This is a genomic window from Nocardia colli (genome assembly GCF_008704205.1).
Taxonomy (GTDB): Bacteria; Actinomycetota; Actinomycetes; order Mycobacteriales; family Mycobacteriaceae; genus Nocardia; species Nocardia colli.
On sequence record NZ_VXLC01000034.1, the window covers coordinates 1 to 26,675 of the forward strand.

At 66.7% G+C, this 26,675-nt stretch carries 31 protein-coding genes and 1 pseudogene; 13 read left to right on the top strand and 19 right to left on the bottom strand.

What is annotated here, in order from left to right; all coding sequences use genetic code 11:
* Positions 1–292, top strand: a pseudogene (locus F3087_RS41420) (ABC transporter ATP-binding protein); the annotation flags it as partial.
* 499 nt (positions 293–791) lie between these two features.
* On the opposite strand, the gene F3087_RS41425 reads toward F3087_RS41420, so the two are convergent.
* From F3087_RS41425 to F3087_RS41435, 3 genes are read right to left on the bottom strand one after another with little or no spacing between them, the layout of a single operon-like run.
* The gene (locus F3087_RS41425; protein ID WP_150407658.1) at positions 792–1,199 is read right to left on the bottom strand and encodes a RidA family protein; all 408 of its coding nucleotides are present in this window, start codon (positions 1,197–1,199) and stop codon (positions 792–794) included.
* Positions 1,200–1,201: 2 nt separating this feature from the next.
* Positions 1,202–1,972, bottom strand: coding sequence for an IclR family transcriptional regulator (locus F3087_RS41430; RefSeq protein ID WP_150407659.1), 771 nt, complete (start codon positions 1,970–1,972; stop codon positions 1,202–1,204).
* 28 nt (positions 1,973–2,000) lie between these two features.
* Positions 2,001–3,044 (bottom strand): sugar kinase, encoded by a 1,044-nt coding sequence (locus F3087_RS41435; RefSeq protein ID WP_223885752.1) that lies wholly within the window; start codon positions 3,042–3,044, stop codon positions 2,001–2,003.
* Positions 3,045–3,190: 146 nt separating this feature from the next.
* Between F3087_RS41435 and F3087_RS41440 the strand changes: the two genes are divergently transcribed.
* From F3087_RS41440 to F3087_RS41460, 5 genes are all read left to right on the top strand, one after another.
* A complete protein-coding gene (locus F3087_RS41440; RefSeq protein ID WP_449584080.1) occupies positions 3,191–4,483 on the top strand; it encodes an amino acid deaminase in 1,293 nt (430 codons plus the stop codon).
* A gap of 13 nt (positions 4,484–4,496) precedes the next feature.
* Complete coding sequence (locus tag F3087_RS41445; RefSeq protein ID WP_150407662.1) at positions 4,497–6,110, top strand: N-acyl-D-amino-acid deacylase family protein; 1,614 nt, start codon at positions 4,497–4,499, stop codon at positions 6,108–6,110.
* Positions 6,107–6,727: a bifunctional 4-hydroxy-2-oxoglutarate aldolase/2-dehydro-3-deoxy-phosphogluconate aldolase gene (locus F3087_RS41450; RefSeq protein ID WP_150407663.1), complete on the top strand. Its 621-nt coding sequence runs from the start codon at positions 6,107–6,109 to the stop codon at positions 6,725–6,727. The genes F3087_RS41445 and F3087_RS41450 overlap by 4 nt, the downstream gene beginning before the upstream one ends.
* A 10-nt stretch (positions 6,728–6,737) precedes the next feature.
* Positions 6,738–8,204, top strand: a complete 1,467-nt coding sequence (locus F3087_RS41455) for a GntP family permease (RefSeq protein WP_150407664.1) — start codon at positions 6,738–6,740, stop codon at positions 8,202–8,204.
* A gap of 163 nt (positions 8,205–8,367) precedes the next feature.
* Positions 8,368–9,468 carry an FAD-dependent monooxygenase gene (locus tag F3087_RS41460; protein ID WP_150407665.1) on the top strand — a complete coding sequence of 367 codons (1,101 nt, stop codon included), beginning with the start codon at positions 8,368–8,370 and terminating at the stop codon, positions 9,466–9,468.
* A 15-nt stretch (positions 9,469–9,483) separates the two neighbouring features.
* Here the strand turns inward: F3087_RS41460 and F3087_RS41465 are convergent, their stop codons facing one another.
* The 3 genes from F3087_RS41465 to F3087_RS41475 form a co-directional block, all read right to left on the bottom strand.
* Positions 9,484–9,903, bottom strand: coding sequence for a DUF6879 family protein (locus F3087_RS41465; RefSeq protein ID WP_150407666.1), 420 nt, complete (start codon positions 9,901–9,903; stop codon positions 9,484–9,486).
* 72 nt (positions 9,904–9,975) lie between these two features.
* Positions 9,976–10,872: a helix-turn-helix domain-containing protein gene (locus tag F3087_RS41470; RefSeq protein ID WP_317983962.1), complete on the bottom strand. Its 897-nt coding sequence runs from the start codon at positions 10,870–10,872 to the stop codon at positions 9,976–9,978.
* Complete coding sequence (locus F3087_RS41475; RefSeq protein WP_150407684.1) at positions 10,809–11,351, bottom strand: DUF6879 family protein; 543 nt, start codon at positions 11,349–11,351, stop codon at positions 10,809–10,811. Before F3087_RS41475 ends, F3087_RS41470 begins: the two co-directional genes overlap by 64 nt.
* A 474-nt stretch (positions 11,352–11,825) precedes the next feature.
* Here F3087_RS41475 and F3087_RS46320 point away from each other — a divergent pair, with 474 nt between their 5' ends.
* Positions 11,826–11,984, top strand: a complete 159-nt coding sequence (locus F3087_RS46320) for a hypothetical protein (protein ID WP_191094407.1) — start codon at positions 11,826–11,828, stop codon at positions 11,982–11,984.
* A gap of 11 nt (positions 11,985–11,995) precedes the next feature.
* Here F3087_RS46320 and F3087_RS41480 read toward each other — a convergent pair whose 3' ends face one another.
* The gene (locus F3087_RS41480) at positions 11,996–12,976 is read right to left on the bottom strand and encodes a helix-turn-helix transcriptional regulator (protein WP_150407668.1); all 981 of its coding nucleotides are present in this window, start codon (positions 12,974–12,976) and stop codon (positions 11,996–11,998) included.
* Between the two features lie 76 nt (positions 12,977–13,052).
* Positions 13,053–14,021: a helix-turn-helix transcriptional regulator gene (locus F3087_RS41485; protein WP_150407669.1), complete on the bottom strand. Its 969-nt coding sequence runs from the start codon at positions 14,019–14,021 to the stop codon at positions 13,053–13,055.
* A gap of 62 nt (positions 14,022–14,083) precedes the next feature.
* Here F3087_RS41485 and F3087_RS41490 point away from each other — a divergent pair, with 62 nt between their 5' ends.
* On the top strand, positions 14,084–14,575 hold the full coding sequence (locus tag F3087_RS41490; protein ID WP_150407670.1) for a pyridoxamine 5'-phosphate oxidase family protein: 492 nt from the start codon (positions 14,084–14,086) through the stop codon (positions 14,573–14,575).
* Between the two features lie 4 nt (positions 14,576–14,579).
* Here the strand turns inward: F3087_RS41490 and F3087_RS41495 are convergent, their stop codons facing one another.
* A complete protein-coding gene (locus F3087_RS41495) occupies positions 14,580–15,482 on the bottom strand; it encodes a LysR family transcriptional regulator (protein WP_150407671.1) in 903 nt (300 codons plus the stop codon).
* Between the two features lie 109 nt (positions 15,483–15,591).
* Here F3087_RS41495 and F3087_RS41500 point away from each other — a divergent pair, with 109 nt between their 5' ends.
* The gene (locus F3087_RS41500) at positions 15,592–16,299 is read left to right on the top strand and encodes an SDR family oxidoreductase (RefSeq protein ID WP_150407672.1); all 708 of its coding nucleotides are present in this window, start codon (positions 15,592–15,594) and stop codon (positions 16,297–16,299) included.
* A gap of 19 nt (positions 16,300–16,318) precedes the next feature.
* On the opposite strand, the gene F3087_RS41505 is transcribed toward F3087_RS41500, so the two are convergent.
* From F3087_RS41505 to F3087_RS46990, 6 genes are all read right to left on the bottom strand, one after another.
* A complete protein-coding gene (locus F3087_RS41505; RefSeq protein ID WP_150407673.1) occupies positions 16,319–17,005 on the bottom strand; it encodes a Clp protease N-terminal domain-containing protein in 687 nt (228 codons plus the stop codon).
* A gap of 123 nt (positions 17,006–17,128) precedes the next feature.
* A complete protein-coding gene (locus F3087_RS41510) occupies positions 17,129–18,358 on the bottom strand; it encodes an RNA polymerase sigma factor (RefSeq protein WP_150407674.1) in 1,230 nt (409 codons plus the stop codon).
* Positions 18,359–18,700, bottom strand: a complete 342-nt coding sequence (locus tag F3087_RS41515) for a YciI family protein (protein WP_150407675.1) — start codon at positions 18,698–18,700, stop codon at positions 18,359–18,361.
* An 11-nt stretch (positions 18,701–18,711) separates the two neighbouring features.
* Positions 18,712–19,287 carry a dihydrofolate reductase family protein gene (locus F3087_RS41520; RefSeq protein WP_150407676.1) on the bottom strand — a complete coding sequence of 192 codons (576 nt, stop codon included), beginning with the start codon at positions 19,285–19,287 and terminating at the stop codon, positions 18,712–18,714.
* A gap of 247 nt (positions 19,288–19,534) precedes the next feature.
* Positions 19,535–20,314 (bottom strand): isocitrate lyase/PEP mutase family protein, encoded by a 780-nt coding sequence (locus F3087_RS46985; protein ID WP_150407677.1) that lies wholly within the window; start codon positions 20,312–20,314, stop codon positions 19,535–19,537.
* Entirely contained in the window at positions 20,311–21,000 is a 690-nt protein-coding gene (locus tag F3087_RS46990; protein WP_223885753.1) for a cytochrome P450, read from the bottom strand. The genes F3087_RS46985 and F3087_RS46990 overlap by 4 nt, the downstream gene beginning before the upstream one ends.
* Positions 21,001–21,061: 61 nt before the next feature.
* Here F3087_RS46990 and F3087_RS41535 point away from each other — a divergent pair, with 61 nt between their 5' ends.
* Positions 21,062–21,826, top strand: a complete 765-nt coding sequence (locus F3087_RS41535; RefSeq protein WP_223885754.1) for an ArsR/SmtB family transcription factor — start codon at positions 21,062–21,064, stop codon at positions 21,824–21,826.
* Here the strand turns inward: F3087_RS41535 and F3087_RS41540 are convergent.
* The 3 genes from F3087_RS41540 to F3087_RS41550 form a co-directional block, all read right to left on the bottom strand.
* Entirely contained in the window at positions 21,777–21,977 is a 201-nt protein-coding gene (locus F3087_RS41540; RefSeq protein WP_150407678.1) for a hypothetical protein, read from the bottom strand. The two genes, F3087_RS41535 and F3087_RS41540, sit on opposite strands and share 50 nt — an antisense overlap.
* Before the next feature lie 86 nt (positions 21,978–22,063).
* On the bottom strand, positions 22,064–22,666 hold the full coding sequence (locus F3087_RS41545) for a dihydrofolate reductase family protein (RefSeq protein ID WP_150407679.1): 603 nt from the start codon (positions 22,664–22,666) through the stop codon (positions 22,064–22,066).
* 188 nt (positions 22,667–22,854) lie between these two features.
* A complete protein-coding gene (locus tag F3087_RS41550; protein WP_150407680.1) occupies positions 22,855–23,229 on the bottom strand; it encodes a VOC family protein in 375 nt (124 codons plus the stop codon).
* Positions 23,230–23,295: 66 nt separating this feature from the next.
* On the opposite strand from F3087_RS41550, the gene F3087_RS41555 reads away from it, so the two are divergent.
* From F3087_RS41555 to F3087_RS41565, 3 genes are all read left to right on the top strand, one after another.
* Entirely contained in the window at positions 23,296–23,676 is a 381-nt protein-coding gene (locus F3087_RS41555) for a winged helix-turn-helix transcriptional regulator (protein ID WP_223885755.1), read from the top strand.
* Between the two features lie 599 nt (positions 23,677–24,275).
* Positions 24,276–24,566, top strand: a complete 291-nt coding sequence (locus tag F3087_RS41560; protein ID WP_150407681.1) for a hypothetical protein — start codon at positions 24,276–24,278, stop codon at positions 24,564–24,566.
* Positions 24,567–24,941: 375 nt separating this feature from the next.
* Positions 24,942–25,403, top strand: coding sequence for a lipocalin/fatty-acid binding family protein (locus F3087_RS41565; protein ID WP_150407682.1), 462 nt, complete (start codon positions 24,942–24,944; stop codon positions 25,401–25,403).
* A gap of 263 nt (positions 25,404–25,666) precedes the next feature.
* Here F3087_RS41565 and F3087_RS41570 read toward each other — a convergent pair whose 3' ends face one another.
* Entirely contained in the window at positions 25,667–26,434 is a 768-nt protein-coding gene (locus F3087_RS41570; protein ID WP_150407683.1) for a 14-3-3 family protein, read from the bottom strand.
* Positions 26,435–26,675: the final 241 nt, after the last annotated feature.

Consider the following 26,675-nt stretch of genomic DNA (forward strand, 5'->3'; position numbering starts at 1 on the left):
GGTCGCGATCGCCCGGGCCCTGGCCATCGAGCCGCAGCTGGTCGTGTGCGACGAGGCCGTGTCGGCGCTGGATGTGCTGGTGCAGGACCAGATTTTGACGCTGCTCGCATCCTTACAGGAGCGGCTCGGTGTCAGCTACCTGTTCATCTCGCACGACCTGGCGGTGGTGCGTGCGCTGGCGCACGACGTCGTGGTGATGCGGGACGGCCGAGTGGTGGAACAGGGCCCGGTCGAGGAGGTCCTCACCGCGCCCGCCGACCAGTACACGCGCCAACTGCTGGACGCGATCCCCGGAACCGGTGTGCTCGGCAGTGCGGCATCCACGGCCACCGAGGAATCGGCAGCCGAGTCGGACAACGTCGCGGCATCGGTCGAAGAAGAACTGGCTGCCAAAGTCTGACGACGGCAGCCGAACCGAGCCCCGCGTCGCGGCTGACTACGCGACGCGGACCAGCCGCCCCGACCCATCCATGGGCCGGGGCGGCTTCACGTTCGACACCCCGCGCACCGATGCGCGCCCCGTGCCCGCAACCGCCCGCAATTTCGTGCGCATCCGGCCAATGCGTGCGCGCCCGCTGGCGCAACGCCCTGCGTGCCGGAAGTGCGGCATGCAGCCGCGCATCCAATCGCGAGCAGCGCACGAGATTGCCAGTGATTTCGTGCGCATCTGGCCAATGTGTGCGCGGCCGTCTGCACAGCGTCCGCCGCGCCGCGCACCCGTTCGCGGGCAGCGCACGAGATTGCCGGTGATTCAGTGCGCGCGAGGTGAATTCGTGCGCGGGACGGGGTTGTTACTCCGTGACGATCGCGATCGCGTCGATCTCGACCAGCATCTCCGCCCGCGGCAGTCCCGTGAAAACGGTGGTGCGGCTGGGCAATACGTCGCCGGTGGTGTTGGCGTTGACGAACTCGCCGTAGGCCTCGTTCATCAAGCCGAAGTCGTCGCGGGTGGTCAGGTAGACGCGCAGCATCACCACATCGTCGAACGTCGCCCCGCTCGCGTCGACGATCGCCTTCACATTCTGCAACGTGCGGATGGTCTGTGCCGCAACGTCGCCCGGGTACAGGTACTCGTTGGTGATCGGGTCCACCGGACCCTGCCCAGAGACCTGCACGAACGGTCCCTTGCGCACGCCCTGGGAGAACGTGTGCGCGGGTGCGGGCGCGTCGGTGGTGCGGACGGCGATCTTCTCACTCATGGTCAGCCTTTCGTGGGGGTGGTTGCGCGGCCGGGGATCCAGCCGAGCTCGGCGGAGATGGCGTCGGCGGCCGCGCGGACCCGCGGCAGTTCGGCCAGCACCTGATCGTGGTCGAGCAGCATGTCCGGCACCGACATGGAGACCGCGGCGACCACCGCGCCGGTGCCGTTGCGCACCGGGACGCCGATGCAGTTGACGAAGCTCTCGTGTTCCTCGTGGTCCTCCGCATAACCCAGCGCGGCAACCTTTTCCAGTTCGATCAGGTAGCGCTCGGGGGTGCGGATGGTCCGCTCAGTGAACGGATGGAAGTCGATCTTGTCGGCGATGACCCGCCACTCCGCGCGGGGCAGCGCCGAGATGAGCACCTTGCCGACGGCGGTGCAGTGCAGCGGCGCCGGACGGCCGACCCTGGAGTACATGCGCACGCTCTGGGTCGCGTCGAGCTTGTCGATGTAGATGACGTCGCCGGACTCGTAGGTGGCGAGGTGGATCGTCTGCTTGGTGTCGGCGTTCAGCGCGCTCAGGTGCGGGCGCGCGAGGGTGCGCACGTCGCGCTGCTCCAGGGTGCGGTTGGCCAGTTCGAACAGCCGCGACCCGAGGACGTAGCGGTGCTGGCTGTCGTGGGTGACGAAGCGCTGGGCCTCCATCGTCTGCAACAACCGCAGCACCGTCGACTTGTGCACGCCGAGCTGCGTGGCCAGCTGGTCGAGCGAGCGCGAATCCTCGCCCAGCGCAACAAGAATGGTCAACGCACGCGACAAACTCTGACTCATGGCCGATACTCGCAGACTTCAGGGTGGCTCATGACGCCACATTCTGGATGACGCTGTCGTTGTAATGCAGCCCGGCCCAGTCGATTTCGTCCAGCATAGCCAGACGTTCGAGGATTGCGGTCGCGGGCAGTTCGGCGCCGTCGCCGGTTCCGGTCAATGCGGCCGCCGCGCACAGGTGCCCGAATCGCAAGCGCTGCAACAGCGGCCGGTCATGCAGCAGCGCGGCGAGGTAGCCACCGGCGAACGCGTCGCCCGCGCCGATCCGTTCGGTGATCTCCAGCCCGAGCGCGGGCACCTCGACGCGCTCGGCGCCGGCGAATCCGGTGACTGTGTGCGCGTCGTTCTTGACGATCAGCTGCGCGGGTTCCGGGAACAGGGCACGCAATTCGTCGGCGTCGTCGGTGCCGAAGACCTCGCCGGCCTCGTCCGCGCCGAGGAAGACCACGTCGCTGCCGCGCACGTGCCGGGCGAGCACCTCGGCGGCGAGTTCGCTGCGGCCGGCCCACAGCGCGGGGCGGAAGTTCAGGTCGAAACTGACCAGCCTGCCGTTGCGGGGGAGCGCGAGCAGCGCCTCGGTGAGGCCGGTCGCCGACGCCGACAGCGCGGTGGTGATCCCGGTGAAATGGACCAGGCCGCAGTGCGCGAGCAGTTCGGCCGCCGCGGTCGCCGCGAGATCGGCGGGCGAGAGCGCGCTGGCCGCCGAGCCGGTCCGGTAGTAGAGCATGCGGCTCGCCCGCTCGGCCAGGTCGGTCGCCTTGCCCGAGCCGCTTCCGCGCTCCTTGACGTACACCGCGGTCGGGCGGCCCGGATCGGTGACCACCGCCGACACGTCGACGCCGTGGGCGGCCAGGTGCGCGACGAGGTAGCGGCCGAAGCCGTCGTCGCCGACCCGGGACAGCCAGGCCGTGTCCACCCCCAGCTGGCGCAGCACGGTGGCCACGTTCGCCTCCGCGCCGCCCGCGGTCCGTTCGAAGATCTCCGACTCCTCCAGCGGTCCCGGCTGCGCCACCAGCACCGCGAGTCCCTCGCCGACAGTTACCGCCCGTGAGCGGGTCGACGTAGGCCACGTCACACCGATCTCCTTCCTGTGCTTGCGGCCATCGGCCATCCCGTGCAGAATAACCACACGAAACACGATGCGCAACAAGCATTGCAAAATATGCAATAGCAAGACGCTATGCATAATGAGGTGAATTCGCTGGAAGGAATGCCGTGGCGATCGACGAAGACGTCGTAGCAGGACTCGGAGACCGGACGATCGGTCCCGAGCACAAAGGGCTGCCGCCCACTGCCTGGGGGCGCACCGTGCGCGAATTCCTCGCCACCGCACCGAGTCTCGACCAGTTCGAGACGCCGCTGCTGACCATCGACCGGTCCGCGGTGGACGCGAACGTCGCCCTGATGGCCGATTGGGCGCGCGCGGCGGGCGTGCAACTCGCGCCGCACGGCAAGACCACCATGTCGCCGCAGCTGTGGGCGCAGCAGCTCGCCGCAGGGTGCTGGGGCATCACGCTGGCCACCATCTGGCAGGTGCAGGTCGCGCGGTCCTTCGGCGTCGGCCGGATCCTGCTGGCCAACGCGCTGGTCGATCCGGTCGGATTGCACTGGGTCGCCGCCGAACTGGCGAAGGATCCGGGTTTCGAGTTCGTCTGCTGGGCGGACAGCGTCGAGACCGTCGAGCTGATGGACGAGCACCTGCGCTCCGCGCCCGGCGCGGCGAAGGTCCGGGTGCTCGTCGAACTCGGTGGGCCGCACGGGCGTACCGGTGCGCGCACCGTCGAGCAGGCGCACGCTGTCGCCGCCGCGATCGTCGACGCGCAGCGGCTGACGCTCGGCGGAGTCGGCGGATACGAGGGCGCGCTCGCGCACGACCGCACCGCCGAGGGCGTCGACACCGTGCGGCACTACCTGGACGAACTCGCCCGCCTGCATCGGGAAATCGCCGCTGCCGGACAGTATTCGGACGGCGCGATCGTGACCGCGGGCGGCAGTGCCTACCCGGACCTGGTCGTCGAGCGTCTGGCCGGCCTGGCCGATGAGCAAGGCGCACAGGGTGTTCCGACCTCGATCGTGCTGCGGTCCGGGGCGTACATCATTCACGACGACGGGTTCTACTCCGGTATTTCCCCGTTCGCCGCGTCCCGCACCGACCATCCGCTGCGGTCGGCCATGCACGGGTGGGCGCGTGCCGTCTCCCGTCCGGAGCCGGGATTGGCGCTGCTCGATGCGGGCAAGCGCGACCTGCCGTACGACGAGGGTCTGCCGGTGCCGCAATTCGTTGCGGGAAAGAGCGGTTCGGCCCTGGATCCGGCGGCGACCGTCTCCGCGCTCAACGATCAGCACACCTTCCTGCGGCTACCCGCGGGCAGTGAACTGCCGGTGGGTGCGGTCGTGCGGTTGGGGCTGTCGCACCCGTGTACCGCCTTCGACAAGTGGCGGCTCATTCCCGTGATCGATGACGCCGACGCCGAGTCGCCGCGGGTCGTCGACCTGCTGCACACATTCTTCTGACGAGCCGAAGACTATGACGGACTTACTCTTTCGCGATATCGACATCATCGACGGCACCGGGTCGCCGCGCTTCCGCGGCGACGTGCTGGTCGAGCAGGGGCGCATCGCGCGGATCGCCGAGCCCGGCAGCATCGCCGACGCCGACCGGGTCATCGACGCGGGCCCCGGTGCGGTGCTGTGCCCGGGCTTCATCGACATGCACGCCCACTCGGATCTGCATCTGCTCACCGAGCCAGGACATTTCCCGAAGGTCAGCCAGGGCATCACCACCGAGCTGATCGGGCAGGACGGACTGTCCTACGCGCCGATCGACGACGCCACCCTTGCCGTGGTGCGGCGGCAGATCGCCGGGTGGAACGGCAATCCCGCCGATCTCGACTTCTCCTGGCGGACCGTCGGGGAGTATCTCGATCGGCTCGATCGCGGAATCACACCCAACGCGGCGTATCTTGTGCCGCAGGGCACGTTGCGGTTGCTGGTGGTCGGCTCGGAGCAGCGTGCCGCGACCGCGGACGAGATCCGCCGGATGCAGGAACTGCTCGCGCAGGGGTTGCGCGAGGGGGCGGTCGGGATGTCGAGCGGGTTGACCTACACGCCCGGAATGTATGCCGACACCGGGGAATTGGCTGCGCTGTGCAAGGTCGTCGCCGAGTTCGGCGGGTTCTACGCACCGCATACCCGGTCCTACGGCGCGGGCGCGCTCGAGGCGTACGCGGAGATGATCGAACTGGCCAAGACCACCGGCTGCGCGCTGCACCTCACGCACGCCACGATGAACTTCCACGTGAATGCCGGGCGAGCACCGGAATTCCTGGCCTTGATCGATGCGGCGCGGGCCGAGGGGTGCGACATCACCCTGGACACATACCCGTATCTGCCTGGCGCGACGACACTTTCGGCGTTGCTGCCGAGCTGGGCGATGTCCGGTGGTCCGGATGCGGCGCTGGCGCGGCTCGACGATGACGAGACGCGGGCGCGAATCACGGTGGACGTGAACGTGAACGGGTCCGACGGCTGTCACGGTGTGACCGTCGAATGGGAAACCATCCAGATCAGCGGTGTCGCCAACCCTGAACTCGACCAGTACGTCGGCAAGCGGGTGAACGAGATCGCCGTCGAACGCGGAATGGCGCCGGTCGAGGTGTTCTTCGATCTGCTGCGCCGAGATCAGTTCGCGACCAGCATCCTTCAGCACGTCGGGCACGAGGAGAACGTGCGCGCGATCATGGTGCACCCCGGGCACATGGGCGGCAGCGATGCGCTGCTCGCGCCGGCCCGGCCGCATCCACGGGCCTGGGGCACCTTCCCGCGCTACCTCGGTCACTACGTTCGCGAACTCGGCGTGCTCGAACTCGAAGACTGCGTGCACCATTTGACCGGCCGGCCCGCCGATCGGTTGCGGTTGCGCGATCGCGGGCTCGTATTCGCCGGGTACGCCGCGGATCTGGTCGTGTTCGACCCGGAGACGGTCGTGGACACCGCGACCTTCGACAACCCGAAGCAGCAGGCGCGCGGCATCCGGCACGTGCTGGTCAACGGTGAGTTCGCCATCGAGAACGGCGCGCCCACCGGGAATCTCGCCGGACGTGCGCTACGCATGGACGCCTCGCGGAAGGAGACAGTGTGACCACGGCCCTAGAGGTGATTCGCGCCGATCGCGTGCTGAGCGTGGTGCGGGCGCCGCAGATCCCCGATCCGGTCGCGCTCGCGCAAGCGCTGGCGTCGTCCGGGATTCGTGCGCTGGAGCTCACCTTCACCACGCCCGGCGTGCTCGGCTACCTGACCGCGGCGAGAGCGGCCGAGGGTGCCGTGCTCGGGGTCGGCACCGTGCTGACCGGTGACCAAGCCAAGGCCGCCATCGACAGTGGCGCGCAGTTCCTGGTCACCCCGGGTCTGCGCGTCGAGGTCGCCGAGGTCGCCGCGCAGCACGACATTCCCGTCGTGATGGGCGCTTTCACGCCGAGTGAGGTGCTCACCGCGCTGGATCTCGGCGCGGCCGCGGTGAAGATCTTCCCCGCCAGGGCCCTCGGCCCCGGCTACCTGAAGGACCTGCGTGGTCCGTTCCCCGACGTGGCGCTCATCCCTTCCGGTGGCGTCAATGCGGGTAATGCCGCCGAATTCCTTGCCGCGGGCGCGATTGCCGTCACGGCCGGAACCGACGTCGTCTCCCCTTCCGATGTCGCCGCGGGCCGTTGGTCCGAAATCGCTTCCCGCGCGGCGTCGTTCGTTCGATCCATGAATTGAGAGGTCCACCATGGGCGCTACCGTTGATTGGCTGCGCACTACCACCCCGGGGCTGCTTGTGCTCTGTGGGCTTGCGATCGCGGTTTTGCTGTTCGCCATCATCAAGGTCAAGCTGGAGCCGTTCATCGCGCTGCTGCTCACCGGTCTAGCGCTGGCGCTCGCCGCCGGGCTACCGGTGTCGAAGATCGTCGGCACGGCGATCAAAGCCGGTGACTCCATCCTGGAGACCGGATTCGGTGGCATCCTCGGGCATATCGCCGTCATCATCGGCCTGGGCACGGTGCTCGGCGCGATCCTCGAACGATCCGGCGGCGCCGACGTTTTGACCGGCAAGCTGCTGAACCTGTTCGGCGAGAAGGGCGCTCCCGTCGCCATGGGCCTGCTCGGGCTCATCTTCGGCATCCCGGTGTTCTTCGACATCGGCATCTTCGTGCTCGCGCCGCTGATCTACGTGGCCGCCAAGCGCGGCGGTCGTTCGCTGGTGCTCTACGCCATGCCGATGCTGGCCGGATTGTCCATGACGCACGCGTTCCTGCCGCCGCACCCCGGTCCGGTGGCGCTGGGCGGACTGCTCGGCGTGAGCCTCGGCTGGCTGATCCTGATGGGATTCGTCTGCGGCATCCCGGGATTCATCGCCGCCGGCATCGTGTGGGGTAGCTACATCGGCAAGCGCATCCAGGTCGAGGTACCGGACGAGTTTCTCGTGCGCAAGGACGAGGAGAAGGAGACCGCTCCCGATGAGGGGGAGCGGGTTTCCGATGGTTCGGGCGGCGTCGCGACCAAGCGGCCGGTGACGACCACACCGCCGTCGGTGGGGCTGATCGGCGCGATCATCGCCATTCCGCTGGTGCTGATCCTGGGTGCCACCTTCGGTACTCAGCTGCTGGACAAGGACTCTCAGCTGCTTCAGGTGCTGACGTTCTTCGGCACTCCGGCGGTGGCGCTGCTCATCGCGGTACTCATCGCCTTCTACGTGCTCGGCGTGCGGCGCGGGTCCACCGTGCAGGAGCTCAGTGAGCTCACCGCGGAGTCGTTGCGTCCGGTCGGCATGCTGCTGCTGGTCGTCGGTGCGGGTGCGTTCTTCGGAAAGGTCATCTCCGCCACCGGAATCGGCACCGCGCTCGCCGACACCATGTCCGCGGCAGGACTTCCGGTGATCGTCCTGGCCTACATCATCAGCTGTGGTCTGCGTATCGCGCAGGGTTCGGCCACCGTCGCCATCGTCACCACCGGTGGGATCGTGGCTCCGCTGGTGACCGGTCACGATTACTCGCAGATGTCGATCGCGTTGATCGCCATGGCGATTGCGGCGGGGTCGATCATTCTGAGTCACGTCAACGACGGTGGGTTCTGGATCATCGCGAAGTTCTTCAACATGTCGGTGAAGCAGACGCTGCAAACCTGGACCGTGCTCGAAACCATCCTGTCGGTGGTGAGTTTCGCGGTGGCGGCGGTGTTGTTCGCCATCGTCAGCTAGGCGTACGTCTTCGAACCCCTTGCGGGGCTGGGCAAATGGCGGCCATCGCCTGTCGAGCTAATCGACGGGCACGGCAACCGGGTCCAGCCCCGCATCGGTGTTTTCCGGCACCGCACAAGCCGAGGCTTACGATCGTGATCATCCGAGCAGGAGGAGTTACGGAATGGCCAAGGCGATCATCGTCGGCGGTGGAATCGGCGGACTGGCGGCGGCCGTCGCACTGAACCGGCATGGCTGGGACGTCGAGGTGCTGGAGCGGGCGACCACGATCGCCGAGGTCGGCGCGGGACTTTCGCTGTGGTCGAACGCCCTTCGCGCACTGGACGCACTCGGTCTCGGTGATCAGGTGCGTGAACGGGCCGTCGAACAGGACTCGGCCGGCATCCGGGACAGCAAGGGTCACTGGATCTCCCGCGCCGACGCCGAAGCCATCCGCACCCGATTCGGCAGTCCGATCATGATGCACCGCGCCGACTTGCTGGACATCCTGCGCGCGGCCCTCCCCGAAACCGCACTGCGCACCGGCATTTCGGTCACCGCGGCGCACCCCGACGGCGCCGTCACCCACTCCGCAGGCACCGCCGAAGGCGATCTGATCGTCGGCGCGGACGGCCTGCGCAGCGTGGTCCGGCGCGCCGTCGTCGGCGACATCACCCCGCGCTACCGCGGCTACACCGCCTGGCGGGTGATCGTCACCCCCACCGAACCCCTCGCTGATCTCGGCGAAACCTGGGGCCGCGGCGAACGTTTCGGCTACGCCCCGCTCTCCGACGGCCGCGTCTACTGCTTCGCCACCGCCAACCTGCCCGCCGGCACCCCCGGCGACGGGCTCGCCGAACTGCGCCGCCGCTTCGGCACCTGGCACGCCCCCATCCCCGCCCTCCTGGCCGCCGCCGAAGAATCCGCCGTCCTCAAACACGACCTCTACGACCTCCCCGACCTCAAAACCTATGTCGCCCACCGCATCGCCCTCCTAGGCGACGCCGCCCACGCCATGACCCCCAACCTCGGCCAAGGCGCCTGCCAAGCCCTCGAAGACGCCGTGATCCTCGCCCGCGTAGCCACCGAAGACCCCACTCTCACCCGCTACGACGCCGAACGCCGCCCCCGAACCCAAATGCTCGCAACCCGCTCCCGCCGCCTAGGCACCCTCGCCCAACTCTCCGCACCCCCACTGGTCGCCCTCCGAAACACCGCCCTCCGCCTCCTCCCCACCTCAGCCCAAGCCAATTCCCTTGCCCCAGTACTCGACTGGACCTGCTGAGGACAGGGATCCTTGTCACGGCTGAACGAAGTCGGTTTCCACGTACTCCGCGCAGGGAATGGCGAGCCGCCAGAGGCGCTCTTTCACATCGACGTAGTACGCGGCTAGCCAAGGATCGATGGTTGTCGCCAGTCCGGCCGGGTTACCAGTTGCGTTCACCAGGTTGTAGGCAACCTTCGCATCGTCGAACAGCCACCAATCGTCGGGCGGAACCTCTCCGGCGAGATGACGTGGCAGATAGCGGATGTCCTCGCCAACGTCGACGCGGACGTTCGTCACGGACAGTAACCAGCGGTGATAGTCAGAGTGCGGCAATGTAACCACGCGGACTCGGGAAACGGTTACGCCACGCCTCGTGGCCTCGTGGATCAGCTCCGGCGCCTCGGAGAACAGCCTCGGCCATAGATTCGACTCGTCAGCCGACCGGTACTGCATCGCAGAAATCCTCTCTTGTACAGACTGCCGGTTACGTCTGCCTGTCTATCGCAAGCTCGAAGGCGATTCGGGTCACGCGCGAAGTTTTGTGAGGGCGGCGGCAATCAAGGCCTGAGCGGCGCGACCCGTAGCTGCCCGAGCTGCGAGCAGGTCGAATAGGCGGCCGTAGATTGCTATTTCGCGCGGCTGTGTAATGGTCAGCTCTGCCGTGATCGCCTCCACTGTGACCATACGATTGTCGAAGAGCACGAAGTTTGTCGCCTGCATAGGTGGTTCAGCGGCAGCGGGAATGATTCCCAACTGAACACGGGCCAGCCCGGTGACGGCAAGCAGGCGGTCCAACTGTCCCGTCATTACTTGAACGCTGCCGACCATGGTGGACAGAGCTTGTTCGGCTATCAGAATGTGGAAACGCTTGTCGCCCTTGTAAAGAAACTGCTGTCGTTCGATGCGACCCGAGACTGCCTCGTCGATGTCGTCAGGCAGTCGATAGAAGGCGACAGCGTGTTTGAGGATGCCTTCGGCATACTCGGCGGTTTGGAGAATGCCGGGAATGATCGTCGGCTGATAGATCCGCATTTGCTTCGATCGTTCGGCAAGTCTGACGGACTTCTTCTGCCCCTGCCTGAGCCCTGCGGCGTGTTCGCGCCGGTACTCCATGTATGCGGTGTCGATGTGATGGACGGTCGCCAGCAGGTCTGGGAGCTGATCGTTCGCGCCTGCATGTTCGCAATAGGCGCGAACGTCGGTGTCGGAGGGCTTGACCCTCCCGTACTCGATTTTCGACACCTTGGATTCATGCCACCCGGACAGACGCGCGAGTTGACGCCCGCTGATACCCGCTCTGCGCCGAATCTCGCGTAGCCGAGCGCCCAGAGCTTCTCGCGCGTCATGAACACTGTCGGTCACCTCTGCATATCTACCGCATGGTCGGCAACATAGTCTGCGTACCGGGTTGCCAGCGGCCACAGGTTTCGCTTGACCGTTCGGCAGTGGTCGACAATACGAGGGTCGGCGGTGAGTGCGGAAACCCCTGCGGCCCGGCCGTTTACATCGACGAGGTTGAACACCACTCGCTCGTCATCGAGCAACCAGAAGTCGTCGGCGGGCACCTGGTCAGCCTGGACCTCATGCCGGGGCAGGTAGCGAATGTCCTCTCCGGCCGCAGCATTCAGCGCTGTCAGCGCGAGCAGCCAGCGTTGATAGTCGACGTGTGGGGCGGTTACGACACGGACGCGAGCCACCAGCACACCGCGGCTGGTCGTCTCCCGTACCAGTTGCCCCCATGGCTCGAACCATGAGTTGTCGGCCGGTTCGCCAGTGAGGAAGCGCCGCAAGGGCTCCGACTCATTCGGCACTGCGTAGGTGTCTCTGACTTCCAAGTGGAACGCTTCCCGCCGGCATTGCGCGAACAAATCAGGCCATGGATTGCCGGTCAGCAACTGCACCGTAGAACGTCCTTCCTCGCTTGGGCACCTCGATGACTGTCCGGTGTCGGTGAGGGTGGTGCCGATGTAGGTATCCGGTTCGAGAAAACCAAGTAGTAGGTGTGGGATTTCGATCGTTCCCGGTGTGCCGGTCCGCCATCCCTGCGCCAGATATCCGTGGTCTGTGGCATACAAGGTTGGGCAGTCGTTGTTTCCGGACCCACCTCTACCGAGGAATTCCAAAGGCATGATCTTGCCCCTGTCGTGCTGTATGCACGGACTTTCCGTGCTGCCTTAGATGATCCTGCTCGCAGAAGGGGCACCATGTGCTGATGGCAGAAACTCGGCAAGTTCTAGCAAACTTGTGGAGCGATCGTGATGGGCTTCCTACCGTCTGTGCGTAGGGCCGAGGTGGGTGCGCAATCTACGGCGTCGCGACCTCGATCCGCCGACTGTCAGTGTGGCCGATTGAGGAGGCGAAATATGATGCGACGCGTGCGAATTCAAGAGTTCGAAGGGGGATTGATCGAGTATTTCGATTATGCCGACGACGAGGTTGATGCCGATGGTGACAACGGTAGGCGAGTGATCGGATCCGGCGGTGATGCGTCCGACGACGACGGAGTTGGTGTCGGTGGGCAGGAAGCGTCATGAGCTCGATGGACTCATGAATCATTCTCCGGCACTGGGAAATTGATGAGGGCGTTGTGGCAGCGGGTGGCTTGGGTGTGGAGGGCGGTGGCTAGTTGTGGGGGGCCGGTGAGGAGGGTGAAGTCGAGGTCTACTGCGGTGATCATCCAGACGAGGGCTTCGGGGGATTCGGCGCCTAGGTGGAGGTGGCAGGTGGTGGGGGAGATGGGTTCGAGGACGCCCATGCCGGGCCAGATGTTGGGGGCGGCGGTTTCGGCGGAGGCGTGCAGGAGGACGGTGGCGCGGTGGGGCCAGGCGCGGGTGGAGAGTTGGTGGGAAAGGTAGGTTGCGACATCGCCTTCCGGTGGGTCGCGGGGTGGGAAGCGGGGGCCGGTGGGGGTGCGAGGGGTGATGCGGTCGGCGCGGAAGGTGCGCCAGTCGGTGCGGTCGGTGTCCCAGGCGACGAGGTACCAGCGGCGGTTGAAGTTGACCAGGGTGTGTGGTTCGACGGTGCGGAGAGTGGTGGCGCCGTCGTGGGCGCGGTAGTCGAAGCGGAGGCGCTCGTGGCGTTGGCAGGCTTCGGCGATGGCCATCAGGGTGTCGGGTTCGACGGGTGTGCCGGGGGCGGCGATGCGAAGGGTGGCCCCGCGCAAGGTGCGGACGCGGTGGCGTAGGCGCGGGGGGAGAACCTGCTCCAGTTTGGTGAGTGCGCGCAGGGAGGACTCCTCGATGCCGGCCACGGTTCCGTCGGAGGCGCTGCGCAGGCCGACTGCCACCGCTACCGCCTCTTCGTCATCGAGCAGCAGCGGTGGAAGCGCGGCGCCGGCCCCGAGCCGGTAGCCGCCGGTGCCCTGGGTGGCGTTCACCGGATAGCCGAGTTCACGCAGGCGGTCGACATCGCGTCGCACAGTACGGCCGGTGACGTTGAGCCGCTCGGCGAGTTCAGCACCGGTCCAGTCGCGGTGCGCCTGCAGCAGGGCAAGCAGTTTGAGCAGCCGCGCTGATGTTTCGAGCATGCGGTCCAGAATGACAGACGGTTAGGAACAGGACTGTCCTAAGTGTGCGGTTGCCGCAGTCCGGCACGTTGCTGCGCTAGCCGCTGTAGCGGGCATGCATGCCGGCGGCCGTCTTTGCCATCTGCGCTCGCAGCTCGGGCGGATCGAGTACCTCGCAGTGTTCGCCGAGCGGGAGGATGGCGCTGGCGAGGACCTCGTAGGACTCGGAGGGGAGGGTCAGTTCGACCCATCCTTCGGCGTCGGGTTCGGATGCCGAGGCCAGGGCTTCGGCGACTGCGACGGGTTCGTGCCATAGGCGGAGCAGGCGGAGGTGAGTGGCGGGGATTCGGCAGCGGGCGCGGACGCGCAGCATCGAGAGCGCGAAATCGTCGGCCGCCGTAGACCAATGCGCTGCCAGGTCGAAATCGGCTGGGCGGGTGAAGGACTCGTCGGTCGGTTCGGCGGAGACGATTCGGCTGACTCGGTAGGAGCGGACCGCCGCGCCGTCTCCCGCCACCAGATACCAGGTGCCGGCCTTCATTACGAGGCCGAGCGGGTCGAGGCGGCGGTCGACGATCTTGTCTTTGCGGCCGTATCGAACCTGCAACCGCCGGTCGTGCCAGAGCGCGTCGGCGACGACGTTCAGGGTGGGGGTCTCGTCCGGCGGGCGGAACCAGCCGGGTGCGTCGATGTGTACTCGCTCGGCGATTCTGGTTGCGCGGCCACGTAATTCGGGTGGTAGCGCGGCGAGCACCTTGAGCTGCGCGGTGGCGAGCACGGTGCCGAGTCCGAGATCTGCTGCGGCGCCGGGTAATCCGGCCAGGAGTACGGCGTCGGCCTCATCGGTCGTGAGCCCGGTCAACCGGGTGCGGTAGCCGTCGATCAACTGCACGCCGCCCGCCCGCCCCTGCTCGCTGTACACCGGCACCCCGGCCGCGGACAGCGCCTCGACGTCCCGATACACGGTGCGCACCGACACCTCGAGCTCCTTGGCGAGCTCACCGGCCGTGGTCCGCCCGCGCGTTTGCAGGATCAGCAGCAACTGCACCAGTCGACTCGCGCGCATAGGTCGAGATTAGCCGCAAAATATGACAGAAGATGTCAAGGATTGATCGTATCGTCGGTGAGATGACCACTTGGCGCGAATTCACCGCAGAAGCACCGAACATCTCCGACCTGTTCGTGCGCAGGCACACCGCGACCGGCAACCTGTGCATGCTCGGCACCCTGCGCTCGGACGGGTTCCCGCGGATCAGTCCGGTGGAACCGCGGTTCTTCGAGGACATGCTGGTGATCTCGGGCATGCCGGGCACGACCAAGTTCCGCGATCTGGCGCGCGATCCGCGCTTCTGCCTGCACACCGCGACCATCGACACGAAGGTCAGTGACGGCGACGCGAAACTGTTCGGCACCGTCGTCGACGTGCCGGACCTGCAGGTGCACGTGCGGTTCGCGCAGCAACTGTTCGACGACACCGGTTTCGATATTCGCGGGCAGAAGTTCGACCACTTCTACGTCGCGGATCTGAGCAGCGCGTCCACGGTCCAGGTCGTCGACGACCATCTCGACATCACCATCTGGAAGCCGGGGCAGGGCGAACGGGTGGTGCGCAAGCACTGAAGTTTCAGCGCTGCGGCGTGAGCTGAGCGGCGATCGCCGCCGGGACCGGGACGCCGCGTTTGCGCACCTCGTGTTGAAACCGTTGCACCAGTGGGTCGTTCGGCGTGGTGGTCAGGCAGACGACGTCGCGGAAGATCGGCGGTCGCAGGCTGCGGACGACGCCGGGGAAGGTGGCGGAAAGCGCGGAGGTCGGCACGAGCGCGGTACCGAGCCCGGCGGCGGCGAGCTGCGCCGCGGTGTTCGCCTGCTTGGTGCGAGTGGCGGCGGTGAGGGTGACGCCGCGGTCGGCGGCGATGTCGTCGAGCCACGCGCCGAGGCCGTTGTCCGGGTGATAGTGCACCACCGGTTCGGCGGCGATCTCGTTGAGGGTCAACGGTTTCGCGGTATCCGCTGCGGCGAGCGCGGCGGCGATCTCCTCACGGCCGATCACCTCCAGGTGACCGTCCCAGTGGGTTGGTCGCGGTCCGATACCGAGATCCGCGGTCCCCGCCCGCACCAGCTCCGAAAGTGCGTCGGCACTGGACATTTCGTCCAGAGTGACGTGCACGTCGGGATGACGCCGCCACCACCCGCGCAGCACCGGCGCGAGCAGCCCCGCGGTCAGGCTCTCGGCACAGGCGATGCGCAATTGTCCTTGCGCGCCGGCCGCGACGGCCCGTCCGGTGGTCACCACCCGCTCTGCCGCGGCCAGCGCCGCCCGCGCGTCCGTCACGATCGCCCGCCCCGCCGCCGTCGCCCGCACCCCGCGCGGCAACCGCTCCACCACCGGGGTGCCGATCTCCCGCTCCAGCGCCGCCAGCTGATGCGACAGCGCGGGCTGCGACATGTGCAGGCGCGCCGCCGCCTCGGTCACCGATCCGAAGTCGAGCACGGCCACGAGACATTCGAGCGCGCGCAGTGTCGCCATTCGTAAATTCTATCCGAATACCAGAAACAATCGATCTGACGACGGGATTGCCTGCTCGAACGACCGCGTTGGAACTCGGTGCAGGTCAACCACAACCGAGGAGACAGCGATGACAGGCTCGATGGACGGCAAGAAACTGGTCCTCATCGGCGGCAGTTCCGGCATCGGACGACAGATCGCCGCCGACGCGATCGACGCGGGCGCGACCGTCGTACTGGCCGGGCGGAACCCGGAGTTGTTCGCCGATCTCGGCGATCACGCGAGCACCGCGGCCGTCGATCTGGGCGACGAGGAATCGATCGCGCGGCTGGCGGCAGAGGTGGGGGAGATCGACTACCTGGTGTCCGTCGCCGCCGCGCACGCCAACGGACCGGTGTCCGGTCTGGACCGCGCCGCGGTGACGCGGGCATTCGACGCCAAGGTGATCGGACCGATCATGCTGGCCAAACACTTCGGCCCGCACATCCGTGAAGGCGGCGCGGTACTCCTGTTCTCCGGATTCGCGGCGTGGCGGCCCACGCCCGAACGTGCGGTGATGGCGACGACCAACGGTGCGGTGAGCTTCCTCGCCCAGGCCCTCGCGGTGGAACTCGCGCCGATCCGGGTCAACGCGCTCTCGCCCGGCATCATCGACTCCGGCGTGTGGGATCGCCTGGGCGAGGGAAAGAACGACTTCTTCACCGGTGTCGCCGCCGCCAATCCCGCACGTCGCGTTGGCAATCCGGCCGATATCTCGGCGGCCGCGTTGCTCACGCTGACCAATCCGTTCGTGTCCGGCACGACGCTGCATGTCGACGGCGGCGGCCGCCTGGCGTGAAACCTGTTCGGCGAGTGGACTACTCCTTGCGTGGCAGCCGGTCGAGTACTTCGGCGGCGAGTCGCTGGGGATCGATGCCGAGCGCTTGTAGCGCGGGATAAACGACCTCGTCCTCCTGCGCGAGGAGCCCGAGCAGCAGGTGCCCGGTATCGACTCCGCTGCCGGTGGATTTGCGCGCTTCGATATCGGCGCGGGCCAAGGCCTGCTGCGCTTTGATCGTGAAGTGCGGGGTGACCGAGGACGCGGTCTGATACGTCGCGACGACACGTAGTGCCCGCCGCAGTTTCTCGTGCGTCAGTCCCAGCGCGGTGACGGCGGTCCCGACCGGTGTCTCGGGATCGTCGTCGGCGGTGCTGGTCAGCGCGAGCAACAGGTCGCTAGGTTCGATGTGCGCGTGGTTGAGCGCCTGGGCTTCGCGCAGACTGTTCTCCAGCGCTTTCCGGGCCTGCTTGGTGAACGGGATGTTCCCGGACGCGGTGTGATCCGCGGTCCCGGGCGCCAGCGCGATCTGCGCCCTGGTCATCGCCGGATCGATGCCCAGCTCGGCTAGAGCGCGCGCGGTGGTGGCCGCGGAACCGATCTCGCAGGCGCGCAGGACGGCGAGCAGCATGTGTTCCGCGCCGATGTAGTCGTGGCCGCGCTCGCGCGCCTCTTCCTGGGTCAGGACGATCACCCGGCGGGCTTGATCGGAGAATCTCTCGAACATAGCGACCCCCTTTCGGCCATCGGCCGCTGATTTCGATGGTAGTCAACAATGCGGAGTTGCCGGTCGATATGCGCATGTCGAGCGGAGGAAAGCGCTGCGTGAACGGCGCGGTGGGTGCGGAATTCAGTCGCGTGCGGTCAGCGATTCGCGGCGGCGGGTGAGAAAGGCTCGTTCGGCGGCGTTCTCGGTGCGGGTGAGTGCCGCGTCGAAGGCGGATACGGCTTCCGTTGTGCGGCCGAGGCGTTCGAGGAGGTCGGCGCGAATCGCGTGGTACAGGTAGTACTTTTCGAGGTCGAGCTCGTCGAGCAGGGCGAGCGCGGCTGCGGGGCCGTCGACTTCGGCCACGGCGACGGCTCGGTTGAGTGCGACGATCGGGCTCGGCGTCAGCGCGGTCAATTGGTCGTAGAGCCGCACGATTTGCGGCCAGTCGGTGGCTGCCGCGATCGGGGCGTCGGTGTGCACGGCGTTGATCGCGGCCTGGATTTGATAGGGACCAGGTTGGTTGCGGCGCAAGCACTCTCGCACGATGGTGTGGCCCTCCTCGATGTGTTCGCGATTCCACCGGGTGCGGTCCTGTTCCGGCAGCGGCACCAGAGATCCGTCCGCGGCGGTGCGAGCCGGGCGGCGGGCCTCGGTCAACACCATCAGCGCGAGCAGGCCGGCGGCTTCCGGCTCGTCGGGCATGAGTTCGGTGAGCAGGCGGCCGAGGCGAATTGCCTCGGCGCACAGGCCGGCTCGGACGAGTCGATCACCGGACGTTGCCGTGTGGCCCTCGGTGAAGATCAGATAGATGACCGCGAGGACGGCCTGCAATCGCGCCGGGAGATCGGCGTCGGCGGGCACGCGGTAGGGGATGCGGGCGTCGCGGATTTTGCCCTTGGCGCGGACAATCCGTTGCGCCATAGTCGATTCCGCGGTCAGGAAGGCGCGGGCGATCTCGGGCGTGGTCAGTCCGCCGAGCAGTCGTAAGGTGAGCGCCACCTGGGCCGTGCGGGCCAGCGCGGGATGGCAGCAGGTGAAGATCAGCCGCAGTCGGTCGTCGTGCACCGCGCCCTCCCCGGCCGGTTCGTCGTCGGCGGGTAGCAGCGCGGCCTGCGCGTAGCGGTCGGCGCGGGAGGCTTCCCGGCGGAGCCGATCGATCGCGCGGTTGCGCGCGGTGGTGATGATCCAGCCGGGCGGGCTCGGCGGTAGCCCGTCCGCCGGCCAGCGCTGCACCGCCGCGGTGAACGCGTCCTGCACCGCGTCTTCGGCGACTCCGATATCGCCGAAGACGCGGATCAGACTGGCGACCGCGCGACCGTAGTGCTCGGTGAACACCGCTTCGATGACCGCGGCGGTCACGGGTTCGGCCATCTAGCTGTCCCGCAGCGGCCGGACCTCGATCGGCAGCGTGATCGCCCGGGTCAGCCGGCGACCCCACGCCAGCGCCTCGTCCAGATCGGCGGCCTGGATGATGGTGAATCCGCCGATGTGTTCCTTGCCCTCGACGTACGGGCCGTCGGTGATCAGCACGTCGTCGCCCTTGGCGTGCAACACGGTCGCGGTGCTCGGGGCGTGCAGGCCGGCCGCGAACACCCACGCACCCGCGGCCCGCAGGTCGGCGTTCACGGCATCGAGATCGCGGATGATCTCGTCGATATTCTCCGGCACCCCTTCGCCGTCGGGCTGGTAGATGCTGAGCAGGTATTGCGGCATCGTGGTCCTCCTCATCCGCGCTGGTAGGTGGCGATGATGACGCCCGTCGTGGTCGGTGTCGACGTGACCAGCCGCAGGTCGCCCAGTTCGACACCGTCGAAGAGGCGACGGCCGGTGCTGACGACGGTCGGGCTGATCAGCAACACATACTTGTCGACCAGATCGTGCCGCATCAACGATTGCAGCAGATCGCCGCTGCCGAGCAGCACCAGATCGACGTGGCGGCGCAGTTCGGTGATCGCGGGGACGGCGTCGCAGGCGAGCAACGTGGAGTTCTGCCACGGCAGCGGTTCGGTCAGCGTGCGGGACGCGACATACTTCTGCGTCTTGTCGAGCACCTCGGTGAACGGATTGTCGGTCTGATACGGCCAGAAACCGGCGAAATCCTCGTAGGTCCGGCGACCGAACAACAACGCCCCGTCATGCGCCGCCATGTGCTCACCCATCACCCTCGCCTGCACCGAATCACTGAACCGATGCGCCCACCCGCCTAACCGAAACCCGTCCCGAGTGTCTTCGTCGGCCCGCCCCGGCCCCTGCATGACACCATCCAACGTCACGTGCTCGAACGCGGTAATCCCGCCCATCCCTGCTCCTCCGGTAAGACCGGCCCAGCGCCGGCGTCACCGACTACACGAACGACCCCCCCACCGAATCGACATCTCCACCAAACTTTCTGCCGCGAACCTCCAGCCAGACCACTCACCTGTGTCAGCGAACGGGACACGAGCGGGTCGTCTCCCCACGTTTCCCTCGGTGATGTCCCGTTCGAGTTCGGCGATCGGCTCGAGGGGGACGTGGGTGCGCGGCCGTTGCGGTCCGGCGATTGCCGGGTCAGGCGGGGTCGGTGAGGGCCTGGATTTTGGTGTAGGGCGGGGCCGGGACGGGGATCGGGTTGTCTCGGCGGACTGCTCGGGCGGTGTCGAGGGCTGTGGTCAGGGCGGCGCGGTAGAGGAGGGAGCCGGTGCTTACTCGGCGGACGCCGAGGGCGGCCAGGGTGGCGATGCTGGGGCCGGTGGGGGAGTAGAGGATGTTGATGGGCAAGGGGATCGTGGTGACGAGTTGGGTGATGCCGTCGGGGTCGGTCAGGCCGGGGACGAAGATGCCGTCGGCGCCCGCGGCGGTGTAGCGCTCGGCGCGGGTCAGGGTGCGGGCGATGTCGTCTTTCACCCAGTAGGTGTCGACTCGGGCGTTGATGAACAGGTCGGGCACGCGCTGTTTGATCGCGGTGATCAGGCCGGCTTGGTGATCGGGGTCGGCCAGGGTGCTGTCCGCGCGGCCGTCCTCCAGGTTGATTCCGGCGATCCCCAGGTCCGCCAGCTGGGCGGCGTATTCGGCTACGGCAGTGGGGTTTTCGCTGAAGCCGCCCTCGATGTCGACGGTGACCGGCACCGGCAGGCGAGCGAGCAGGGTGGCCAGCGCGAGGGTCGCCGCGCTGGTGACGCCGGTGCCGTCGGGCAGGCCCGCCGCCACGGCGACGCCGAGGCTGGTGGTGCCGATCGCCGGAAAGCCTTCGGCGGCAAGCAAAGCCGCGGAGCCGTAGTCCCACGCGTTCGGCAGGACCAGCGGCTGGTCGCCGTGATGTAGTTCGTGGAAGAGCTTCGTCTTGTTCATTCGGACCCCTCGATGATTCCGGTGGCGATGGCGATGGCCTGTGCTCGGCCGGGGCAGGCGTGCGGGCCTGCACCGAAACCTAGTCCAGGGTGGCGCATGTCGAGCTCGACGACCTCGCCGTCGACCACTCGTCTGGTCGAGCGCAGTGGCGGGTTCTCGTTCATCGTTCGTTCGATGAGCTCTTCGGCGGTGCCTGGTGCGTCGAGCTGCCGGGCATTGGCAACCAACGCGCTGGTCGCCGCACAAGCCTGAACCAGCAGGCAGATTCGCGCCGCGGTGGCCTCGTCGGCGATACCGCCGCAGGCCGCGACCAGCTCGACGACGGCCTTGTCGGCGGAAGGGTTGTCCGGCTCGTACGGCTGATAGTGCGCGGCGACCAAGGCAACGGTATCGACGGAAACACCTTGCAGTCCAAGAGCTTCCGCTAGAGCGCGGACGTGCGGCAGCGGTCCTTCGGCGGTACGCGCACGCTCACGCAGATCGGCGGGGGAGAGCTTATCGAGTTCCGCGGTGACCAACGCGCGCAAACGCTGATGCTCGGAACCGGTACTGAAGCGCGGCACGTGCGCGCGCAGCCAGGCGATGCCGACCGGCGCGTCCACCGCGGGCACGGCGGGCACCGGTGCGTTGATCAAGGTGGCGCGCACCTGCTCGAGGTCGGTGATCAGCGGAACTGTCCGATTCATGCGGTGACCGTAACGCCGGGACGTTTCGGTGGCCGCCGAAACGTTCGGGCACCATCATGGGGTGGTGTCATCCAGAGGATCCGAGCTGGCCGGCCTGGCCGCGTTGCTCGCCGACCGCACCCGCGCAGACATGTGCCTCGCGCTGGTCGACGGCCGCGCGTGGACGGCGGGTGAGCTGGCCCGCCACGCCGGTGTGGCCGCGTCGACCGCCACCGAGCATCTCAACCGTCTGCTCGACGGTGGACTGCTGGTCGAACGCAGACAGGGCCGGCATCGCTACGTACAACTCGCGGGCCCGCAGGTGGCCGAGCTGCTGGAGTCCATGGTCACCCACCTCGACCCGCCCCGCCCGGCCGTGACCAATCTCCGAACCGCCACTGTCGCTGCGGCTTTGGCGCGTGGGCGCACCTGCTACGACCACCTGGCCGGTCGTCTCGGCGTGGCCATCACCGACGCCATGACCACCCGGTTCCTGCTCGATCAGGACAGCGGTTTCGCGCTCACCGAAGCCGGCCTGTCCTGGCTGACCGGCCCTTTGGGTGTCCGCCCCGCCGACCTGCACGCCACCCGCCGCCCCCTCGCCCGCGCCTGCCTCGACTGGACCGAGCGCCGCACCCACCTCGGCGGCACGGCAGGCGCGCACCTCTGCCGCCGCCTGCACGAACTCGACTGGATCACCCGCGCCGGCACCGGCCGTGCCATCCGCGTCACCCCGAAAGGCGAGTCCGGCCTGCACACCCTGCTGGGCATCGAACCGTCCGCCCCCGAGCTGACTCCTACGCCGGATCCCGCAACTGCCGCAGCCGATACGCGACCCGTGAGATGATCCCCGCCATCATCCGGGCCGCCGATTCCAATCGCTCCAGCAACTCGGCCAACTCCTCCTCGGTGGCCCGCGAAACGTCCAGCCCGCGCAGCGCGGTCACCGCACGCTCCAGCGCGCTGACCTGCTCCTCATAGGCTGTGTTCGAACGCATGTTCTAATGATAGCGCATCTAGTGCGTCAGGATCCTCGGCAGGGCCACCAGGTTTAAGGTCCTGGACCCAGGGCCGTGTCTTGCGGCTACTTGCGTACGACGTAGCGCAGATGCAGGACGCCGGGATCCTCCAGTGTGCGTACCAGATCGAGTTCGGTGTGCTCGGGCGGGAGTCCGTCGAAGAGTCGTCGGCCTCGGCCGAGCAGGACCGGCCGGAGCTGGATGTCGATCATGTCGAGTACGCCGGCTTTCAGGGCCTGTTGGCCGGTGTAGGCGCCGTGCATCATCACGTCCCGGCCGCCCGCGGCCTGCTTTGCCTGTTCGACACAGGAGGCGATGCCGTCGGTGACGTAATGCACCCGCTCGTACGGGTTCTCCGCCGGTGGCTGATGGGTCGGCACGAAGATCGGGACCCCGTCGTGGTGGTCCCCGCCCCAGTAGCCGGCGAAATCCCCGGTCCGCTTCCCGGTGATCACGGCCCCGGTGGCCATGGCCTCGTCGAACACGAGTCGGCTGTTGGGATACGTGGGACGGAATGTGTGGGGCACATCAGCGTCGGACGCGCCTCCGCCGCTGAGCCAGTCCATCAGTCTCATCCCATTGGTTCCCGCCGGGTTCTCGGCGTTGTCGTCGGGGCCGGTGATGAACCCGTCGAGCGACATTGCCATGGTCAGGAATACCTCCGACATACGACTTCATCCTTCACATCCGGTTGGCGATATGTGTTGAGACGAGCCGGACGTCGGAAACTCATCGTGCTCGCGCCAGCCTTCGTGAACGGCCGGCTCGTCGACCAACGCGAGGCATGCGGCAGAAGGGTGCGTTGCACCCTCGGCGCGGACTTTGGCGGAATAGGCGCGTTGACGAGATTGGATGGTCAGCCGAGCACGCGGGTACGGATCTGCGGCGACCATTCGACGTACTCGACGTCGGCCCTGTCCGGGTGGCGCAGATAGGCGTATCGGCCGGTTTCGCTGGTCGAGGGCCCACCGGTGACGACGGCTCCGGCGACCGTCAGCCTGGCGATCAACTGATCGAGATCGTCGACGACCACTGGCCCGACAGTCGAGCGATAGTGGTCGACGTGCTCCGGCGCGCCCGCGATGATCAAGAAATCGCCGACCGCCGCGAGCTCCGCCTGTTCGAAGCCGAACCGCAGATCCGCCGCAGCACCGACGATTTCCTCGTATATCGGCAGCGCCACTTCGAGATCGGTGACGAACACTCGGGCGTAGGTCTTCAGAATCCGCATATCCCGGACGCTACGGTGGAAATGCCGACAGCAGCAGTACGCACTCGAAGGTGAGCGGTGGTTCCGATGCCTATCCATGACGACGACGAACAGCGCGCGCGACAGATCGCGCTGGGAGTGTTCGCCATGGTGTCGACCAAATGGGGTCTGCAGGTCCTGACCGAGGTCGGCACGGGCCGTCGCTTCCGCGAATTGCATCGCGCGGTCGACGGCATCAGCTACAAGATGCTCACCCATACCCTGCGCGAACTCGAAAACCACGGTCTCATCACTCGTTTCGACTATGGCACTGCCAATCCTCGCGTCGAGTACTCCCGCACCGACGCCGGAACGAGTCTCGTGCATACCGTTCATTCACTGTGTGAGTGGTCGCGTTCCCACTTGGACCGGCTGCTCGACGCACCCGCGTACCGCACCGGACCACAGACATCTCGCGGACTCGGGTGACCGCCGTTCCGTTCCCGCACCACTCGATGATCGACAGCCTCGCGTGCAACCAGTCGTTTTCCCAAGCTCGAATTCCGAGACAGAATCTACTGTGTGCCAGCGCAATTCGCGGGATGCCGCCGATGCTTCCCTCGGATCGACCTCCCGCATCCAGCCCACGTAGCGTTCGATCTCGGCCCGCTGCATCGCTAGCGGGCGGGCCTCGTGCTCGACGTACCAGGCAAAATACAGGCGCAGATCCGAGGTGCAGTGGATGCGGGAGGTTCCGGAGAACCGGGCGAGGTAGGCCGCTGAGGCCAGCCGCAACACGAGATCGTCACCGGCGAAGGCGACGTCGATGTCCGCTGAAGTACTCATGCACCACGATGCACCCGCAGGCCCGGTCACTGAAATCCGTCACGCGCCGAAACCCGCGGGGGTCGCGGCATGACAGTGCGTCAAGAGCGCACCTGCTACATCGGCGACGCGGCAGCGCGCCGCTGCTTGTCCAGGGTCGCCCATCAAGAGCGAGCCGTTTCCCGACGGCTTCAATCATCTTGTTAGTAAAGTGATCTCAACGCTCGTTGGTGTCAGACCGACCTTTGCACGGAGGCCACGCGATGTCAGAAAACGAAGCTCAGCAGACCACACCCAGCCAGGTAGCCACGCTTTCACTGGCGTACACGCAGGACAAGCCCGCTATCGAATTCGCCGATGGATCGGCGATCCCCGACATGATTCCGGTCGTGGACGGTGAGGGCCGAGTGGTGGCCATCTATCGCGCCGAGGCGGTTCCCCCGCCACCGGTACAGTCGCGGTCGCACACCACCGCCGACTCCGCCCTGGTCTACGACCAGTCGTACGGGGTGTTCGACGTCGGCTACGCGAGCGCGTGGACGCTCGGCCGGTAGGCGTCATCGAGAAAACTGCGGTGGCCGGTCCCGATCGTCCCGCCGTGTACGCATGTAGTCCTGTGGTGTCAGTCAGCATTGTTTCCAGCACGGGCAGGCATCCCACATTCGGCAGTTGCGGACGTTCCGGACGCGCGAACGCCCCGAGATGATCTCGGGGCGTTGCTCTTCAGATGGGACTGCCGCGGCAGCTGCGAGCCGGCCCGCGGGCGGCAATACCGGACGTTGGGCAGCGCCTGCCTCTTTCCGGCCGAGGCATGGCCAGAGGGCTGGGTCACATGAAGGTCGCGTCAGCGAATGATGTTGGACTACAGGTGGTTTCAGGATCAATCGTTTCCGCCCGGCCGGTGGTCGCTTTCGTAGATCATGAAGTGCGTGGCGACGGTCAGGGTGTTGCGCGTCGATGACCACGATGAAGGAGACTCCATGGGATCCAATGCCTTTTCTGATTTCTCCGGTACCTACGAGCTAGCCGGCAGCGACAAGTACGAGGAGTACCTCGAGGCCATCGACGCCGACGCGACCAGCCGGGCTGCGGCGTCGGGGCAGCTGAAGATCAAGCAGGAAGGCGACCACTACACGCTGAGGACCACCACCCCCACCGAGACGACCGTCTCGCAATTCACTCTCGGCCAGGAGTACGTCGAGACCGACGACCGCGACCGACGTACCCAAGGGATCGGCCGCCGCGACGGGAACCGAATCATCATGCAGCTCAGGCGGGGCGCCGTCGAAATGACCGTCGTCCGCACCCTTGACGACGAGACCCTCACGGCGGTGTTTCACAGTGGCAATGTCACCGCCACACGGAACTACAGACGCCTCTCTGACGGGTAACCGTCACCACCGAGAGGACCCACGCGAAACCAGGGGCCCGCTCGTCCCGTTAGGCCGGATCATGCGGACTCCAGTCCCAAGTCCGGATACCTCAATGAGTCTGCAATCCGACGCAGGATCCCGCCTCGGCATCGATGAGATCCGGAGTCACCGCTGAAGTCCGCGGCCCGTGCTCGACGGATGTAGTCGGCTCACTCATCGGCATGTGCGCGTGTTGAGTTGTCATGTGCCCGAGGCCATATTCGATCCGATAACCGATGTAGCTAGTCCTTGGCGGCCCGATATTCCTGAGACTCACCGGCGCCGGGCCCGTCCTGCCAGAGGGCGATATTGTCCCGGAGCAGCTGCATGATGAGGGTCGAATCGCGGTAGTGCTCTTCCGACATCGAGTCTATGGCGGCGACCGCGGCGTCGAAGGCGGTCGTGGCGATCTGGGTGCCTTGCACGCTGTCCCCGAGCGTCTCGTAGCGGAAGACGGCAGAGTTCAACGCGACCCCGAGCTTGAGGGGATGCGTCGCTGCGAGTGCCTGCGCGGCTTCGGCCGCGTCGGCATAACCACCGGATGCGTTCGCCGAAGCGGTCTCTCGGTCCTGACCGGTGAGCACCTCTGCTGTGTATCGCCAGCAGTCCGCTTTCATTCTCAGGAAGAATGCCTCGGACTCGGCAGAACGGTTCTCCGCGATGCTCGAGATATAGTTGTCGATCATTTCCACCGTCTCGGCGCACAGGCTGACTATCTCGCCGGCGATCAAGTCGGCCTTCTCCACTACTATCGCGAGCAACTCCTCCTCCGCTGAGCTGTACTTGGCCTTCTCGGTGCCAAGCCGCCGCCAGCCGATCCTGCGGGCACCGATCCGTTTGTGTGCGGCGTCGAAGAACAGGTTGCGCAGACTGATCTCTAACGGCACCTTCTCCGCATGGGCCCGCCGCACAGCATGGTTCACCTCTTCGGCCATGTCGTCATACCGTTCGGCGACGGCGCTGAGTCGCGCCCGAAACAGCATTTCCCGGTAGTGCTCGTCGCTTACCATCTCGAACCCCAATCACCTTCCAACACAAAGTGATTCAGTGTATCTATGATCACCTGCGGTTTGCAGGAATCCGGAAGGTACAGACCACGACTGCTGTGAGACGGGAACTTCAGGACAACGCGACCGTGAACGAGTGGCCCGTCCGGACGGGAGCGGGAGTTCGTCCCGCCGCAGGTTCGGGTGGCCATCCGAATACCGATCAAATGCCCGCTCTTCGGTGCGGGCTCAGGCGGTCAACGCA